This is a genomic window from Pseudomonas sp. 8(2025), assembly GCF_052665325.1.
Map to the genome: position 1 here is coordinate 818,825 of NZ_JBQOIE010000001.1, position 15,364 is coordinate 834,188.

17 protein-coding genes are annotated in these 15,364 nt (G+C 60.3%); 8 read left to right on the forward strand and 9 right to left on the reverse strand.

Going from position 1 to position 15,364, the window contains the following annotated elements; translation table 11 throughout:
• Nucleotides 1–455: 455 nt before the first annotated feature.
• From ACUXVH_RS03840 to ACUXVH_RS03855, 4 genes are all read left to right on the forward strand, one after another.
• On the forward strand, nucleotides 456–1,049 hold the full coding sequence (locus tag ACUXVH_RS03840) for an aminodeoxychorismate/anthranilate synthase component II (protein ID WP_011063801.1): 594 nt from the start codon (nucleotides 456–458) through the stop codon (nucleotides 1,047–1,049).
• A 9-nt stretch (nucleotides 1,050–1,058) separates the two neighbouring features.
• A complete protein-coding gene (trpD, locus tag ACUXVH_RS03845; protein ID WP_011063800.1) occupies nucleotides 1,059–2,108 on the forward strand; it encodes an anthranilate phosphoribosyltransferase in 1,050 nt (349 codons plus the stop codon).
• Complete coding sequence (gene trpC / locus ACUXVH_RS03850; protein WP_011063799.1) at nucleotides 2,105–2,941, forward strand: indole-3-glycerol phosphate synthase TrpC; 837 nt, start codon at nucleotides 2,105–2,107, stop codon at nucleotides 2,939–2,941. The genes trpD and trpC overlap by 4 nt, the downstream gene beginning before the upstream one ends.
• A 67-nt stretch (nucleotides 2,942–3,008) precedes the next feature.
• Complete coding sequence (locus ACUXVH_RS03855; RefSeq protein ID WP_065365146.1) at nucleotides 3,009–3,710, forward strand: lipoate--protein ligase family protein; 702 nt, start codon at nucleotides 3,009–3,011, stop codon at nucleotides 3,708–3,710.
• Here ACUXVH_RS03855 and crp read toward each other — a convergent pair.
• A complete protein-coding gene (gene crp, locus ACUXVH_RS03860) occupies nucleotides 3,707–4,351 on the reverse strand; it encodes a cAMP-activated global transcriptional regulator CRP (RefSeq protein WP_011063797.1) in 645 nt (214 codons plus the stop codon). The two genes, ACUXVH_RS03855 and crp, sit on opposite strands and share 4 nt — an antisense overlap.
• 236 nt (nucleotides 4,352–4,587) lie before the next feature.
• Here crp and ACUXVH_RS03865 point away from each other — a divergent pair, with 236 nt between their 5' ends.
• Nucleotides 4,588–5,010, forward strand: a complete 423-nt coding sequence (locus ACUXVH_RS03865; protein ID WP_009045862.1) for an OsmC family protein — start codon at nucleotides 4,588–4,590, stop codon at nucleotides 5,008–5,010.
• A 72-nt stretch (nucleotides 5,011–5,082) separates the two neighbouring features.
• Here ACUXVH_RS03865 and coq7 read toward each other — a convergent pair whose 3' ends face one another.
• From coq7 to hemJ, 6 genes are all read right to left on the reverse strand, one after another.
• Entirely contained in the window at nucleotides 5,083–5,730 is a 648-nt protein-coding gene (gene coq7 / locus ACUXVH_RS03870) for a 2-polyprenyl-3-methyl-6-methoxy-1,4-benzoquinone monooxygenase (RefSeq protein WP_011063796.1), read from the reverse strand.
• A gap of 128 nt (nucleotides 5,731–5,858) precedes the next feature.
• Entirely contained in the window at nucleotides 5,859–6,197 is a 339-nt protein-coding gene (locus tag ACUXVH_RS03875; RefSeq protein ID WP_011063795.1) for a histidine triad nucleotide-binding protein, read from the reverse strand.
• Nucleotides 6,198–6,267: 70 nt separating this feature from the next.
• The gene (locus tag ACUXVH_RS03880; RefSeq protein ID WP_019092760.1) at nucleotides 6,268–7,056 is read right to left on the reverse strand and encodes an SDR family NAD(P)-dependent oxidoreductase; all 789 of its coding nucleotides are present in this window, start codon (nucleotides 7,054–7,056) and stop codon (nucleotides 6,268–6,270) included.
• Between the two features lie 61 nt (nucleotides 7,057–7,117).
• Complete coding sequence (locus ACUXVH_RS03885; protein WP_065365147.1) at nucleotides 7,118–8,038, reverse strand: DUF805 domain-containing protein; 921 nt, start codon at nucleotides 8,036–8,038, stop codon at nucleotides 7,118–7,120.
• Between the two features lie 96 nt (nucleotides 8,039–8,134).
• On the reverse strand, nucleotides 8,135–9,103 hold the full coding sequence (locus ACUXVH_RS03890) for an NAD(P)H-dependent flavin oxidoreductase (protein WP_019092762.1): 969 nt from the start codon (nucleotides 9,101–9,103) through the stop codon (nucleotides 8,135–8,137).
• A 32-nt stretch (nucleotides 9,104–9,135) separates the two neighbouring features.
• Nucleotides 9,136–9,567 carry a protoporphyrinogen oxidase HemJ gene (gene hemJ / locus ACUXVH_RS03895; RefSeq protein WP_065365148.1) on the reverse strand — a complete coding sequence of 144 codons (432 nt, stop codon included), beginning with the start codon at nucleotides 9,565–9,567 and terminating at the stop codon, nucleotides 9,136–9,138.
• A 135-nt stretch (nucleotides 9,568–9,702) separates the two neighbouring features.
• On the opposite strand from hemJ, the gene argC reads away from it, so the two are divergent.
• Both argC and erpA read left to right on the forward strand, forming a co-directional pair.
• Complete coding sequence (gene argC / locus ACUXVH_RS03900) at nucleotides 9,703–10,737, forward strand: N-acetyl-gamma-glutamyl-phosphate reductase (RefSeq protein WP_445493973.1); 1,035 nt, start codon at nucleotides 9,703–9,705, stop codon at nucleotides 10,735–10,737.
• A 168-nt stretch (nucleotides 10,738–10,905) separates the two neighbouring features.
• A complete protein-coding gene (gene erpA, locus ACUXVH_RS03905; RefSeq protein ID WP_011063789.1) occupies nucleotides 10,906–11,256 on the forward strand; it encodes an iron-sulfur cluster insertion protein ErpA in 351 nt (116 codons plus the stop codon).
• Between the two features lie 70 nt (nucleotides 11,257–11,326).
• On the opposite strand, the gene ACUXVH_RS03910 is transcribed toward erpA, so the two are convergent.
• A complete protein-coding gene (locus ACUXVH_RS03910; protein WP_065365149.1) occupies nucleotides 11,327–12,418 on the reverse strand; it encodes an anhydro-N-acetylmuramic acid kinase in 1,092 nt (363 codons plus the stop codon).
• A gap of 3 nt (nucleotides 12,419–12,421) precedes the next feature.
• Nucleotides 12,422–13,843, reverse strand: a complete 1,422-nt coding sequence (locus ACUXVH_RS03915) for a peptidoglycan DD-metalloendopeptidase family protein (RefSeq protein ID WP_011063787.1) — start codon at nucleotides 13,841–13,843, stop codon at nucleotides 12,422–12,424.
• Between the two features lie 209 nt (nucleotides 13,844–14,052).
• Between ACUXVH_RS03915 and tyrS the strand changes: the two genes are divergently transcribed.
• Complete coding sequence (gene tyrS, locus ACUXVH_RS03920; protein WP_065365150.1) at nucleotides 14,053–15,252, forward strand: tyrosine--tRNA ligase; 1,200 nt, start codon at nucleotides 14,053–14,055, stop codon at nucleotides 15,250–15,252.
• Nucleotides 15,253–15,364 lie beyond the last annotated feature (112 nt).

A 15,364-nucleotide genomic window follows, 5' to 3' on the forward strand; every position in this document is an offset into this window, starting at 1 on the left:
AACGATTCGTTTTAGTCAGTGGTGGCGCTTCCAATAGGAAGCGGCACGTCGTTGCGGTTTTTTAACCGAACCCTGCCGCCGTAATCGGCAAGCAGGGATCAAGGATCTAATAGCTCTCCGGCACGGCGGCTCCAAACCCCAGGAGAACGCTGCATGCCAATCAGTCTCCCCACGCAGTACACCTTCGCCCGGCGGCAATGCCATCGGGTGCATCGTCATGCCCAACGTTCTGCCGGCTTGCGCTGGCGATGGCCGACGATGGCGTGGCGAGCTGAGCGACATTGCATAGATAAGGCGGTTCAATTCCATCACCTTGTCTGCCCTGCCGACAGCTTGCAGCATTCGGGTGCGCAAGCTCGCCCGGCACGCTCCACTGCGCTCGTGTATATCAATGTGCATATCGACACCCTGAGTTGCATGCACACCTACTTTAAAATCAATAAGTTGGAGCATGTATGCTGCTGATGATTGATAACTACGACTCCTTCACCTACAACGTCGTCCAGTACCTGGGCGAGTTGGGAGCTGAGGTGAAGGTAGTGCGCAATGACGAACTGACCGTGGCTCAGATCGAGGCGCTCAAGCCCGAGCGCATCGTGGTCTCGCCCGGGCCTTGCACGCCGACCGAAGCCGGTATTTCCATCGAGGCGATCAAGCATTTCGCCGGCAAGCTGCCGATTCTCGGCGTATGCCTGGGGCATCAGTCCATCGGCCAGGCCTTTGGCGGCCAGGTGGTGCGTGCCCGGCAAGTGATGCACGGCAAGACCAGCCCGGTGTTCCACCGCGACCTGGGGGTGTTCAACGGCCTGAACATGCCGCTGACCGTAACCCGTTACCACTCGCTGGTGGTCAAGCACGAGAGCTTGCCCGAGTGCCTTGAAGTCACGGCCTGGACCCAGCTGGAAGACGGCTCCGTCGACGAGATCATGGGGTTGCGCCACAAGACGCTGAATATCGAGGGGGTGCAATTTCACCCCGAGTCTATTCTCACCGAGCAGGGCCACGAGCTGTTCGCCAACTTTCTCAAACAGAGCGGCGGCACGCGCTAAGGACTTTTCATGGATATCAAGACTGCCTTGAGCCGTATCGTCGGCCACCTGGACCTGAGCACCGAAGAAATGCGTTCGGTAATGCGTGAAATCATGACCGGCCAATGCACCGATGCGCAGATTGGCGCCTTCATGATGGCCATGCGCATGAAAAGCGAAAGCATCGACGAGATCGTCGGTGCGGTGTCGGCAATGCGCGAGCTGGCGGACCGGGTCGAGCTGAAAACCCTGGATGGCGTGGTGGATGTAGTGGGCACCGGCGGCGACGGGGCGAACATCTTCAACGTGTCCACGGCTTCCTCCTTTGTGGTCGCAGCGGCCGGTTGCACTGTGGCCAAGCACGGCAACCGCGCGGTGTCCGGCAAGAGCGGCAGCGCCGACCTGCTGGAAGCGGCCGGGATCTATTTGAACCTGACCCCGGTCCAGGTGGCGCGCTGCATCGATAACGTCGGCATCGGCTTCATGTTTGCCCAGTCCCATCACGGGGCGATGAAATATGCCGCCGGCCCGCGTCGCGACCTTGGCCTGCGCACCCTGTTCAACATGCTCGGCCCGCTTACGAATCCGGCCGGAGTCAAGCATCAGGTGGTAGGCGTGTTCACTCAGGCGTTGTGCCGGCCCTTGGCCGAAGTCTTGCAACGCCTGGGCAGCAAGCACGTTCTGGTGGTGCATTCCCAGGATGGTCTGGACGAGTTCAGCCTGGCTGCGCCCACCTATGTGGCCGAACTGAAGAATGACCAGATCACCGAGTACTGGGTACAGCCCGAGGATCTGGGCATGAAGAGCCAGAGTCTGTTCGGCCTGGTGGTGGAAAGCCCGGCGGCGTCCCTGGAGCTGATCCGCGATGCTCTGGGGCGCCGCAAGACAGAGCATGGCCAGAAGGCCGCCGAAATGATTGTGCTCAATGCGGGTGCGGCGCTGTATGCCGCCGATCATGCCAGTAGCCTGAAAGAGGGCGTGGCCCTGGCTCACGACGCCTTGCACACCGGCCTGGCCCGGGAGAAGCTCGAAGAGCTGGGTGCCTTTACCGCGGTGTTCAAGCAGGAGAATGAAGGATGAGTGTGCCGACAGTTCTGGAAAAAATCCTCGCCCGTAAAGCCGAGGAGGTTGCCGAGCGCAGCGCCCGCGTCAGCCTGGCCGAGCTGGAAACCCTGGCGCGTGCTGCCGATGCACCACGGGGTTTCGCCCGGGCCTTGCAGGATCAGGTCAAGCTCAAGCAGCCGGCAGTGATAGCCGAGATCAAGAAGGCTTCGCCGAGCAAAGGCGTGATCCGTGAGAACTTCGTTCCGGCGGACATTGCCAAGAGCTACGAGAAAGGCGGTGCCACTTGCCTGTCCGTGCTGACCGATGTCGATTACTTCCAGGGTGCCGATGCGTACCTGCAGCAGGCCCGCGCCGCCTGCAAGCTGCCGGTGATCCGCAAGGACTTCATGATCGATCCGTACCAGATCGTCGAAGCCCGCGCCCTGGGCGCCGACTGCGTATTGCTGATTGTCGCTGCGCTGGATGACGCGCGGATGGCGGAGCTGGCGGCGGTGGCCAAGGGGGTTGGCCTGGATGTGCTGGTGGAAGTGCATGATGGTGATGAGCTGGAGCGGGCGCTGAAGACCCTCGACACACCGCTGGTTGGGGTCAACAACCGCAACCTGCACACCTTCGAAGTCAATCTGGAGACCACCCTCGACCTGCTGCCACGCATTCCCCGCGAGCGCCTGGTGATTACCGAGAGCGGCATCCTCAACCGTGCCGATGTCGAGCTGATGGAAATCAGCGATGTCTATTCGTTCCTGGTGGGTGAGGCGTTCATGCGTGCCGAAAGCCCGGGCAGCGAATTGCAGCGTCTGTTCTTCCCTGAGCGCGGCGTGCCGGTCAGCGGCTCGACCCTGGACTGAACCCGTGACAATGAACAAGCCGGCGATGCCGGCTTTTTCATGCCTATCGCCAAGGATTTCTACTGCCATGACTCAACCCCTTGCCTTGACTGTCGAAGCCGGCCTGCAGGCCGAGCAAGATCTGCTGGCCCTGGTGTGTACCGGTGAACAAGAGTTCGGCCTGCTGTTCTGGCAGCCCAGTGACCGGGCGCTGGTGATGCCTCGGCGCTTGAGCCGCCTGCCTGGATTTGAACGGGCCTGCGAGGAGTCGGCCGCCAACGGCTGGCCGGTGCTGCTGCGCGAAACCGGCGGCGAGCCGGTGCCGCAGTCGGCGGCCACGGTGAACATCGCCCTGGTCTACGCCCCGCCGCGCAGCGAAGGGGATCAGGGCCGGATCGAAACCGCGTACCGGCGCCTGTGTCAGCCGATCTGCGACCTGCTCAGCGAACTGGGGGGCAACCCGTCATTGGGCGAAGTGGAAGGGGCGTTCTGCGATGGTCGCTTCAACGTCAACCTGGACGGGCGCAAGATGGTCGGCACCGCCCAGCGCTGGCGTCAGAGCAAGGGTGGCCAGCGGCCAGTGGGCCTGGTGCATGGTGCCTTGCTGCTGGATAACGAACGCGATTCGATGGTGAGCGCGGTCAATACTTTCAATCAGGCCTGTGGCCTGGAACAGCGCTGCCGGGCCGAAAGTCATATCGCCCTGCACGAGGCCTTTGCGGCGCCCGATGCGCTAGTGCGGTTGGAGAGCCTGTACCGGCAGATGCTCAAGGGCTTCCTGGGGGATTAGCGGGTGCCGAATACCACCATGGTCTTGCCCTTGACGTGAACCAGGTTGCGTTCTTCCAGATCCTTGAGGACGCGACCGACCATTTCCCGTGAACAACCGACGATCCGGCCGATTTCCTGGCGGGTGATCTTGATCTGCATGCCATCCGGGTGGGTCATGGCGTCCGGTTGCTTGCACAGCTCCAGCAGGCAGCGGGCCACCCGCCCGGTCACGTCGAAGAACGCCAGGTCGCCGACCTTGCGCGTGGTGTTGCGCAGGCGCTGGGCGATCTGCCCGCTGAGCACATAGAGGATGTCCGGGTCGTTCTGCGACAGTTCGCGGAACTTGGCGTAGCTGATCTCGGCAACCTCGCACTCTACCTTGGCGCGTACCCAGGCGCTGCGCTGCTGCTCATGGCCGGCCTCTTCGAAGAGCCCCAGTTCGCCGAAGAAGTCTCCGGCATTGAGGTAGGCGATGATCATCTCCCGACCGTCATCGTCTTCGATGAGGATGGTCACCGAGCCCTTGATGATGAAGTACAGGCTGTCGGACACATCACCGGCGCAGATGATGTTGCTCTTGGCCTGATACCGGCGGCGTTGACAGTGCATGAGCAACTTGTCGAGATTTTTGATCTTGGGGGTGGGGGCAATAGCAACCATGGTTGTATCCCGAAAAGACTGCACGGTATGAGGTGTTTTTTTTATGGGGCGTAAAACGAAGGTGTTGAACGCTGGCGATGCGCCAGTCATTTGGCGTCAGCTTAACAGACACGTCCTTGGCTCAATTAAGATTTTTCTTATCGAAAACCGGTAATGAGGGACAAACGGTCAAAGCGCTGTGGCTGGAAAACCCTGTGCTAAGCTGGCGACCCTTTTTTAACAGTGGAGTCTTGGCGATGAAGGCACGCATCCAATGGGCTGGCGAAGCCATGTTCCTCGGCGAATCGGGCAGTGGCCACGTAGTGGTGATGGACGGCCCGCCGGAAGCCGGTGGCCGCAACCTGGGTGTTCGCCCTATGGAAATGCTCCTGCTCGGCGTGGGCGGTTGCAGCAACTTCGATGTGGTCAGCATTCTCAAGAAGTCGCGCCAGGCGGTTGAAAGCTGCGAGGCGTTCCTGGATGCCGAGCGTGCCACCGAAGACCCCAAGGTCTTCACCAAGATCCACATGCATTTCGTGGTAAAGGGCCGAGGCCTCAAAGAAGCCCAGGTCAAGCGGGCCATCGAGCTGTCTGCCGAGAAATACTGCTCGGCGTCTATCATGCTCGGCGCGGCCGGTGTGGCCATCACTCATGATTACGAAATCGTCGAGCTGGGCTGAGCCCGCGCGGATTCTGGCGGTAAAAGAAAAGGGCGCTTCGATAGCGCCCTTTTTGATGCCCGTGGTTTGGAATCAGATCCGGTAGGTGCTCTTGGTCATGACCTTGGCCAGCAGGCTCATGCCGAATTTCACCGGCGCCGGGAAGCGGAACCCGCCGGCTTCGAGCGCGGTTTCAGCGTGATGTTCTTCGTCGATGCGCATCTGTTCGAGAATCGCTCGGGACTTTTCGTCTTCGGCCGGCAGTTGCTCCAGATGCTCGTTCAGGTGCTTGCACACCTGGTCTTCGGTGGCGGCAACGAACCCCAGGCTGACCTTGTCGCTGATCAGGCCTGCCGCGGCGCCGATGCCGAAGGACAAACCGTAGAACAGCGGGTTGAGCACGCTCGGGTGGCTGCCCAACTGGCGGATGCGCTGTTCGCACCAGGCCAGGTGGTCGATTTCTTCTTCGGCGGCATGTTCCATGGCCTGGCGTACCTGAGGCAGCTTGGCGGTCAGGGCCTGGCCCTGGTACAGCGCCTGGGCGCAGACTTCCCCGGTGTGGTTGATGCGCATCAGGCCGGCCACGTGCCGGGTGTCCTCGTCACTCATCTGCGCTTCCGGCTGCACGATGGCCGGCGACGGGCGATAAGGTTGGCCGCTGAAAGGCAGCAGCGTGCGCATCGCCATATCGGCTTGCAACAGCAGGCGGTCGATCGGCGAGTAGTGACGTTGGGTAGTCATGCTTATCTCCGGGAGAAATCTCGGCGACCAGTTTACTCCAATCAAAGGAGCGAAAACTGCGCTGGATCAGCGCACCCTCGTCCTCGATGGTCCGAGAGGGCGCGGCGCAAGGGGGGGGGTGGGGGCAATCAGCCCGGCGGCCAGTTCATCTGGCGCTGACCCAGCACGTGCATGTGAATGTGATACACGGTCTGCCCACCCAGCTCGTTGCAGTTCATGACGACCCGGAAGCCGTCTTCGCAGCCTTGCTCCTTGGCCAGGCGCTGGGCGGTGAACAGAATGTGTCCGGCCAGGGTCTTGTCGTCCTCGGTGAGGTCGTTGAGGGTACGGATGGGTTTCTTCGGGATCACCAGGAAATGCACCGGCGCTTGCGGGGCAATATCGTGGAAGGCCAGAACCTGGTCGTCCTCGTAGATGATCTTCGCGGGTATTTCTCTGTTGATGATCTTGGTGAACAGAGTATCCACAGCTGTTTCTCCATTGGGTTGGTCCGGGCCGAGTGTACTCAGGTGCACAAGGTGCGCCCAGCCCCGACTCTTAACGTGGGCAGTAGGCCCGATTGACGTAACCGACGATCTTGCGGGTCAGCCAGCGTGAACTCAGGCGGGCGCTGAAGGCCATCCAGCGGTTCAGGCGGCCGGGAATGATGATGGCGCGGTTCTTTTCCAGGGCGCGCACCGCATACAGCGCGACCTCCTCGGGGCTCATGAGCAGCTTGCTGTCCTTGAGTTTGGTGGTGTCCATTTGTGCGGTGCGGAAAAATGCGGTGCGGGTCGGCCCCGGGCAGAGTACCGAGACCTTCACCGCGCACTTCTTCAATTCTTCGCGCAACCCTTCGGAGAAATGCAGGACATAGGCCTTGCTGGCGTAGTAGCTGCTCATCCAGGGGCCGGGATAGAAGGCTGCCACCGAGGCGACATTGAGAATCTGCCCGCCACCCAGCAGCGCCATGCTGTTGCCCAGGGCATGACACAGGCGGGTGAGGGCGAGGATGTTGACCTCGATCAGGTCCTGCTCGGTCATCCAGTCCTGGGCCAGGAACGGGCCGCTGGTGCCGATGCCGGCGCAATTGACCAGCAGGTCGATCTGCCGGTCACCCTCCTCCAGCTCCAGCAGGAAACCGGACAGGCGCAGTGGTTCGCCCAGGTCGCAGGCGCGGAACAGCACTTCGACGCCGAAGCGCTGGGTCAACTCCAGGGCGATGCATTCCAGCTGATCACGCTGACGGGCCACAAGAATCAAGTTACGGCCGCGCCGGGCCAGTGCTTCGGCCAGGGCCAGGCCTATGCCGCTGGAAGCACCAGTGATCAGAGCGTAACGGGTCATGCATTTCTCCATCGCAACGGCCGGCGGCCTGCGACGGGGAGGGTCGCAGGCTCGGGCGCGTTTATTCTTGCTCGGACTCGGATTCTACAGGGGCGGCGATATCGGCGGGCTCGGCATCTTCATCGGCGCTGCTGGAGTCGATGCTTTCGCTGTAGCTGGTTTCGCTGTAGCGATCTTCCAGGGAGCTCAGACCGCCGGCCACCATGCCCACGATCAGCACGACGATCAGGACGACCCACATCCAGGACAGCACCTTGACGGCGGTGGTGTTGGGCGGTGGTGGGGCGCCGTAGCGGTTGGCCACGTTGCTGCCCGGGCTGACCATCAGCACCAGAGGGAAGATGCTGCCGACGATGGGCACGAAGTTCAGCAGCCACAGCCAGCCCGACCAGCCGAGATCGTGCAGGCGCTGCACGCTGATCTGAATGCTGACCACGAGGAAGCCGATGAAGACCACGATGCCGCCGACAATCCCCAGGCCGGTGAGCAGGGTGGAATTGAACACCGCCGCGGACAGGATACCGAAGAAGGCGCCTACCCCGACCACGGCCAGCATGGCCACCGTCAGGACCAGAGTCCAGGCCAGGTAGCGCAGGCGACCGATACGGCCTTCGAAGCTGAATACGTTGAGTGCGGCGTATTGTGGGATTGCATCGCCTACTACTGCTTGCGGGGGCGCATAGGGCGACTCGCTGAGGCTGCTGGCCCTGGGTGTGGGGGTTACTGCGTCTAGATCCAGCTTCAGGGCCTGCTCGGATTCGATGCGGGCATCGATCCCGGCGTTCTTCAATGCTTCCAGATAGCGCTGGGCGTCGGCCTGCGTCAGGTCGCGCTTGAGCTCCACCTGCTGGCCGCTGAACAGGCGTTCTACGGCGGCCGCATCGCTTTTGAACAGTTCGGCGAGGTTCAGTTGGGCAGTGGCTTTTTCCACGCCGGGCAGCAATGTGCCGTCGAAAACGATCTTGTAGCGGGTTTCGCTCATGGGGGCATCCCTGTCACTTGAAAAGAAGGTTTACATAAAAGACCGACAGTTTAAGGCCAGCGCCCCTCGGCTGGCCAAAAAACTAATGAGAACGGGTTAACGTGGCCAGCGTTTGCTCAGTTGGCTGGCGCGTTGCTGGGCCGCCTGATATTCGCTGTCCAGGCGCGCGATCAATTGGTCGACGCTGGGCAGGTCGTCGATTTCACAGACCCCCTGGCCTGCGGACCAGACGGTTTTCCAGGCTTTTGCCTCATCGCTGATGGGTTTGAGCTTGGAGCCGAAGTTGATCTCACCTTTGCCTTGCAGGGCGGCCAGGTCGAAACCTGCGTTCTCCAGGCTTTGGCGCATGAAGCTGGCAGGTACTCCAGAAACCGCGGCGGTATGCACGATGTCGGCGGCTCGAGAGCTGAGTAGCATCTCTTTATAGGCATCCGGTGCGTGGCTTTCGGTGGTACCGATAAAGCGGGTGCCCAAGTAGGCGAGGTCGGCGCCAAGCAGCTGTGCGGCAAGAATCTCGTGGCCCCGGTTCAGGCAGCCAGCCAGTAGCAGGGTCTTGTCGAAGAACTGGCGGATCTCGGCGACCAGAGAGAAGGGGCTCCAGGTGCCTGCATGGCCACCCGCTCCGGCTGCGACGGCGATCAGCCCATCGACACCCGCCTCGGCGGCTTTCTCTGCGTGCCGGCGGGTGGTCACGTCATGAAATACCAGGCCGCCGTAGCTGTGCACGGCGTCCACTACTTCCTTGACCGCGCCGAGGCTGGTGATGACGATCGGTACCTTGTGCTCGATGCAGATCTGCAAGTCGGCCTGCAGCCGTGGGTTACTGTTGTGCACGATCAGGTTCACGGCGTAGGGAGCAGGGTTCTCCAGCTTGGCCAGGCCCGCTTCGATCTCCTCCAGCCAGGCCTTGAAACCGCTGCTTTCGCGCTGATTGAGGGCGGGAAAGCTACCCACCACACCATTGCGACAGCAGGCCAGGACCAGCTCCGGGTTGGAGATCAGAAACATCGGCGCGGCCACCAGGGGCAGGCGCAGACGTTGTTCGAGCAAAGCGGGCAGTGACATTGGAGTACCCCCAGGGAAGCGACTAGTTAGAGTTAGAACGGCCGTACAACGACCAAAATTACAATAGCCAGCAATATCAGAACCGGTACTTCATTGAGCCAGCGATAAAAGACATGGCTGCGGGTGTTTTCGCCACGGGCGAAGCGCTTCACTTGCGCGCCGCACATGTGGTGATAGCCGATGAGGATGACCACCAGGGTCAGTTTGGCGTGCATCCAGCCGCCCTGGCCGAAATACGCGCTGGGGTTGAGGCTGATCAGCCAGATGCCAAAGATCAGTGCCGCGATCATCGCAGGCCCCATGATGAAGCGGTACAGCTTGCGTTCCATCAGGCAGAAGCGCTCGCGGCTGATGCTGTCCTCGCTTTGGGCGTGGTAAACGAACAGGCGTGGCAGGTAGAAAAGGCCGGCAAACCAGCAGACCACGCTGACGATATGAAAGGCTTTGAGCCATAGATAGAGCATTTTTAGTTATTCCCAGGTTCACGGTGGCGAAGATAGTAGAGGGTAGAGCGTCCGCACGTCACCTTGACGGTTGTCGCAGGGGCGCGCCGCCCCTATTATCGGCAGCTTTCCAGTGGGTTCGTTGAGGGCAGGTTTATGGTCAAGGTCGGTATCGTCGGCGGCACGGGTTACACCGGTGTCGAACTGCTGCGTCTGTTGGCACAGCATCCGCAAGCGCGAGTGGAAGTCATCACTTCGCGATCCGAGGCTGGCCTGGCCGTTGCCGACATGTACCCGAACCTGCGTGGCCATTACGACGGCCTGGCGTTCAGCGTGCCGGATATCAAGACCCTTGGTGCCTGTGACGTGGTGTTCTTTGCCACCCCCCATGGCGTGGCGCATGCACTGGCTGGCGAGCTGCTGGCTGCGGGGACCAAGGTCATCGACCTATCGGCAGACTTCCGCCTGCAGGATGCCGATGAGTGGGCCAAGTGGTACGGTCAGCCTCACGGTGCTCCCCAATTGCTGGACGAAGCGGTCTACGGCCTGCCGGAAGTCAATCGCGAACAGATCAAGAAAGCCCGTTTGATTGCGGTTCCTGGCTGCTATCCAACCGCAACCCAGCTCGGTTTCCTGCCGCTGCTGGAAGCCGGTCTTGCCGACACTTCCCGGGTGATCGCCGACTGCAAATCCGGTGTCAGCGGTGCTGGCCGTGGCGCCAGCGTCGGGTCACTGTACTCGGAAACTTCCGAGAGCATGAAGGCCTATGCGGTCAAGGGGCACCGTCATTTGCCGGAAATCCGTCAGGGCCTGCGCCGGGCAGCAGGCAAGGAAGTTGGCCTGACGTTCGTACCGCACCTGACGCCGATGATTCGCGGTATCCACTCCACGCTCTACTCCACGGTGGTGGATAAGTCGGTGGATCTGCAGGCGTTGTTCGAGAAGCGTTATGCCAATGAGCCGTTTGTCGATGTAATGCCGGCCGGCAGCCATCCGGAGACCCGCAGTGTGCGGGGTGCCAACGTGTGCCGGATTGCCGTGCACCGGCCGCAGGATGGTGATCTGGTAGTGGTACTGTCGGTCATCGACAACCTGGTCAAGGGCGCTTCGGGCCAGGCGGTGCAGAACCTCAATATCCTGTTCGGCCTGGATGAGCGTCTGGGGCTGTCCCACGCGGGCATGCTGCCTTAACGTCGTTTTTGCGTGAACAAAAAGGCCCGTCTGACGGGCCTTTCTGCTTTATACGGGTGGCTGTACGACTATTGATATACCGTAACAATAGTTGACCGCTTTTCTGGGAGAAGCGGATAATGCGCGTCATTACGCAGTATGGCGGCTTAACGCCGGGAGATAGTCAGCATGAGCGTTGAATCCTTCACCCCCACGGCTTTGCAATTCACTCAAGGTGCAGCGCACAAGGTGAAGACCCTGGTCGATGAAGAGGGTAATGATCGCTTGAAGCTGCGCGTATTCGTTACGGGCGGCGGTTGTTCGGGGTTTCAGTACGGTTTCACTTTCGATGAGGAAGTGGCCGAGGATGACACCATCGTCGAGCGCGAGGGCGTGAGCCTGGTGGTCGATCCGATGAGCTTCCAGTACCTGGCCGGTGCTGAAGTGGACTACCAGGAAGGCCTGGAAGGTTCGCGGTTCGTGATCAAGAACCCCAATGCCACCACTACCTGTGGTTGCGGGTCGTCGTTCTCGATCTGATTAGCCGGCAGCCGCTATTCGCCGAACGCCGCAGGGGCCTGGGATCCTGCGGCGTTTTGCTGTCTGCTGTTCAAGCCGGGTAGATGGCGCCTAGTACACGCAGGCCACGGGCGCCGGTGACGCTGGGCCGGTTGGCAGCGATGCCTTCCAGGCAGCAGTGGGCCAGCCAGGCAAACGCCATAGCCTCTACCCAGTCCGGATCTACGCCATACGCCGCAGTGCTGCTGACCCGTGTTTGCGGGAGGAGGGCTGCCAGGCGGCCCATGAGCGCTGCGTTATGCGCGCCGCCACCGCACACCAGCAGCTCCTGGGTGTCACTTTGAGCGCTCTGCAGCGACTCGACGATGGTTAGAGCTGTCAGCTCCAGAAGGGTAGCCTGCACGTTTTCGGCGGCAATAGCACCCCGTGCCCTCAGATGCCGCTGTAGCCAATCAAGATTGAATACCTCGCGCCCGGTGCTCTTCGGGCCTTGGGTGGCGAAGAACGGGTCGCTGAGCAGGGCTTGCAGTAGGGGCGGATCAATCTGGCCGCTGGCAGCCCACTGGCCATTGCGGTCGAAGTTCTCTGCGCGTTTGGCCTGGATCCAGGCATCGAGCAGGACGTTGCCCGGGCCACAGTCGAATCCGGCCAGCGGCTTGGCGGTTTCGATCAGGCTCAGGTTGCTGAACCCGCCGACGTTCAGCACGGCGCGGTTTCCCGGGCGCTGGTCGAACAGGGCTTCGTGAAAGGCCGGAACCAGCGGCGCGCCTTGCCCGCCCGCTGCCACGTCGCGGCTGCGGAAGTCGCTGACGACAGTGATCCCGGTCAGCTCAGTGAGCAGGGCCGGGTTGCCGATCTGCACCGTGAACCCGCGGCTTGGCTCATGACGCACGGTTTGTCCGTGGCTGCCGATAGCGCGAATGTCTTGAGGGTGCAGTTGCTGTTGTTGCAGAAGCTGGTTGATGCCCTGGGCGGCCAGTTCGACCCAGTGCTGTTGGGCGATGGCGGAACGGGCGATCTCGTCGGGGCCACTGGCGCACAAACCCAGGAGTTCGGCGCGCAGGGTATCGGGCATGGGGATGTAGCGAGTGGCGACCAATCTGAGCGCCGGGCTTTGCTCGATCAGGGCGATGTCCAGGCCATCAAGGCTGGTACCGGACATCACACCTATATAGAGCGCCATGGCTTAGCGCTTGCTCGAGGCCAGCATCGTGGCCTTTTCCTGATCCATCCGGGCCATCAGAGGCTGGCTCTGCTGCAGGAAGCGTGCACGTTCGGCCTTGGCGATCGGGTCGGCCATGGGCAGCTTCTGGCCCAGCGGATCCACGTGGACACCGTTGACCTGGAACTCGTAGTGCAGGTGCGGTCCGGTGGACAGCCCGGTGGTACCGATATAGCCGATGACCTGGCCCTGTTTCACCGAGCCGCCAGTCTTCACACCCTTGGCAAAGCCCTGCATATGGCCGTACAGGGTGCGGTAGGTGTTGCCGTGCTGGATGATCACGGTATTGCCATAACCGCCACGACGGCCAGCTAGCAGCACCTTCCCATCACCGGCAGCCTTGATTGGCGTGCCCCGTGGCGCGGCATAGTCCACGCCCTTGTGGGCACGGATCTTGTTCAGGATCGGGTGCTTGCGGCCCATGGAAAAGCGCGAACTGATGCGAGCAAAGTCCACCGGTGTACGGATGAAGGCCTTGCGCATGCTGTTGCCATCAGCGGTGTAGTAGCTGCTGGAACCCTGTTTGTTGGTGTAGCGCACTGCGGTGTAGGTCTTGCCACGGTTAGTGAAGCGCGCGGAGAGGATATTGCCTGTGCCGACTACCTTGCCGTTGGCGACTTTTTGCTCATAGATCACGTCGAATTCGTCACCCTGGCGAATATCCTGGGCGAAGTCGATGTCGTAGCCGAAAACGTTGGCCATATCCATGGTCAGGCTGTGGGACAGCCCGGCGCGTGCGGCAGACTGCGAAAGCGAGCTGTTGATGACGCCGTGGACATAGGCAGAACGAACCACTGGCTTGGTGATCACGCGGCTGAACGTAAAGCCCTTGGGGCCTTTGGTCAGGGTGATGGTTTCCAGGTCGCTGACCTTGCTGTGCAGGTTGTTCAGTTGGCCATCAGGCGTCAGCTCGAACTCCAGCTTCTGGCCATGCTTGAGCTGGGAGAACTGCTTGGCCTGCTTGTCGCTGGCCAGTACTTCATGGACAGAAGTGGCTGGCAGGCCAACCTTTTCAAAGAGTGTGGAGAGGGTGTCGCCCTTGGTGACCAGAACTTCCCTGTGGCCGGGGGCTTTTGGCTCCTCCACGGCAGCAGGCACAGGTGCGGTTTCTGCGGTTTGCGTGGTGTCTTCGGCGGTGTTTTCGATCTGTGCGAAAGGTGAGGCAACGGCCTCGCTTGTGGCTTGTTCGGTGGATGCGGCGTCTTGATCTTGTGTCAGTTGCTCGATCGGGCTTTCCAGATCAAGGCTCAATGTCGTTTTTTTTGCTTCTACATCACTGGATGGAAATACCAGAAGGGCCAAGCTGAGAAGGGCCGCGATGCCACTTGCGGCGAGCAGGTGGCTCTTCGGATAAAGCGGTGGCGCTTTAGACGGTTCGGTGGTCATAGGTAATTTGACTTTGAAAAGATGAAATGGAAAAGATGAATGACATGATGAAGATGAAATAACTGTATAAAATATAACCAAATCATCTGTGACGCAAGGGCGCGGGGACTCTGCTTTCGGAATGCTCCCGTACGCCGGGCAAAACTTGTAATTAGTCCATGATCTTGTATGGTTGGTTCCCTTTTGAATCTGAGCCTTGCGGGTCTGTTATGAAGTCGGTTGAAGAGCAGCTAGCGCTGATCAAACGTGGTGCGGAAGAGTTGTTGGTCGAGTCCGAGTTGATCGAGAAGCTCAAGCGCGGCGAACCGCTGCGCATTAAGGCTGGCTTCGATCCGACGGCGCCGGATCTGCATCTCGGGCATACCGTACTTATTAATAAGCTGCGTCAGTTCCAGGACTTGGGTCACCAGGTAATCTTCCTGATTGGCGACTTCACCGGCATGATCGGTGACCCCAGTGGCAAAAGTGCCACGCGCCCACCCTTGACTCGCGAGCAGGTCCTGGAAAACGCAGAGACCTATAAAAGCCAGGTCTTCAAGATTCTTGATCCTGTCAAGACTGAGGTGGCTTTCAACTCCACCTGGATGGACAAGATGGGACCGGCGGACTTCATTCGTCTAACTTCCCAGTACACCGTTGCACGGATGCTCGAGCGCGACGACTTCGACAAGCGCTATTCGACCAATCAGCCGATTGCCATTCATGAGTTCCTGTATCCGCTGGTGCAAGGCTATGACTCGGTGGCATTGCGCGCCGATGTCGAGTTGGGCGGTACCGACCAGAAGTTCAACCTGCTGATGGGGCGTGAGCTGCAGCGCGGTTACGGTCAGGAGGCTCAGTGCATTCTGACCATGCCATTGCTCGAAGGGTTGGATGGCGTCAAGAAGATGTCCAAGTCTCTGGGTAACTATGTCGGTATCCAGGAGGCGCCTGGCGTGATGTACGGCAAGCTGGTGTCCATTCCTGATGCGTTGATGTGGCGTTACTTCGAGTTGCTCAGCTTCCGCTCCATGGATGAGATCAATGCATTCAAGGCGGATGTAGATGCTGGCGCTAACCCGCGTGATATCAAGATCAAGCTGGCCGAAGAGATTGTTGCGCGCTTCCATGGTGAAGAGGCTGCTGCAAATGCTCACCGTGCCGCAGGTAACCGCATGAAAGATGGCGAGCTGCCTGATGATCTGCCGGAAATCGAGCTGGTTGCTGCCGAGGATATGCCGATTGCGGCTGTCCTTAATAAGGCAGGGCTGGTGAAGAACGCCGCAGTGGCTCGGGATCTTCTAGGTTCGGGTGGTGTGCGGGTGGATGGTGAGGTTGTCGATCGCACCTATATATATGCAGTAGGTTCAACCCATGTGTGCCAAGCCGGCAAGAAGGCATTTGCACGTATTACGCTTAAATCCGAATAAAACTGAAAATAGGTGTTGACGGCGAATTATATCTCTCTATAATTCGCCCCACTTCCGGCGCAGTCGAAACGGAAAACTCCTTGAGATTCAACGAGTTACGCAGTTTTCGACA

Bases quoted from the DNA above. Each gene is read 5' to 3' on its own strand.
- ACUXVH_RS03840 (WP_011063801.1), top strand. From the start codon at position 456: ATGCTGCTGATGATTGATAACTACGACTCCTTCACCTACAACGTCGTC.
- trpD (WP_011063800.1), top strand. From the start codon at position 1,059: ATGGATATCAAGACTGCCTTGAGCCGTATCGTCGGCCACCTGGACCTG.
- trpC (WP_011063799.1), top strand. From the start codon at position 2,105: ATGAGTGTGCCGACAGTTCTGGAAAAAATCCTCGCCCGTAAAGCCGAG.
- ACUXVH_RS03855 (WP_065365146.1), top strand. From the start codon at position 3,009: ATGACTCAACCCCTTGCCTTGACTGTCGAAGCCGGCCTGCAGGCCGAG.
- crp (WP_011063797.1), bottom strand. From the start codon at position 4,351: ATGGTTGCTATTGCCCCCACCCCCAAGATCAAAAATCTCGACAAGTTG.
- ACUXVH_RS03865 (WP_009045862.1), top strand. From the start codon at position 4,588: ATGAAGGCACGCATCCAATGGGCTGGCGAAGCCATGTTCCTCGGCGAA.
- coq7 (WP_011063796.1), bottom strand. From the start codon at position 5,730: ATGACTACCCAACGTCACTACTCGCCGATCGACCGCCTGCTGTTGCAA.
- ACUXVH_RS03880 (WP_019092760.1), bottom strand. From the start codon at position 7,056: ATGACCCGTTACGCTCTGATCACTGGTGCTTCCAGCGGCATAGGCCTG.
- ACUXVH_RS03885 (WP_065365147.1), bottom strand. From the start codon at position 8,038: ATGAGCGAAACCCGCTACAAGATCGTTTTCGACGGCACATTGCTGCCC.
- ACUXVH_RS03890 (WP_019092762.1), bottom strand. From the start codon at position 9,103: ATGTCACTGCCCGCTTTGCTCGAACAACGTCTGCGCCTGCCCCTGGTG.
- hemJ (WP_065365148.1), bottom strand. From the start codon at position 9,567: ATGCTCTATCTATGGCTCAAAGCCTTTCATATCGTCAGCGTGGTCTGC.
- argC (WP_445493973.1), top strand. From the start codon at position 9,703: ATGGTCAAGGTCGGTATCGTCGGCGGCACGGGTTACACCGGTGTCGAA.
- erpA (WP_011063789.1), top strand. From the start codon at position 10,906: ATGAGCGTTGAATCCTTCACCCCCACGGCTTTGCAATTCACTCAAGGT.
- ACUXVH_RS03910 (WP_065365149.1), bottom strand. From the start codon at position 12,418: ATGGCGCTCTATATAGGTGTGATGTCCGGTACCAGCCTTGATGGCCTG.
- ACUXVH_RS03915 (WP_011063787.1), bottom strand. From the start codon at position 13,843: ATGACCACCGAACCGTCTAAAGCGCCACCGCTTTATCCGAAGAGCCAC.
- tyrS (WP_065365150.1), top strand. From the start codon at position 14,053: ATGAAGTCGGTTGAAGAGCAGCTAGCGCTGATCAAACGTGGTGCGGAA.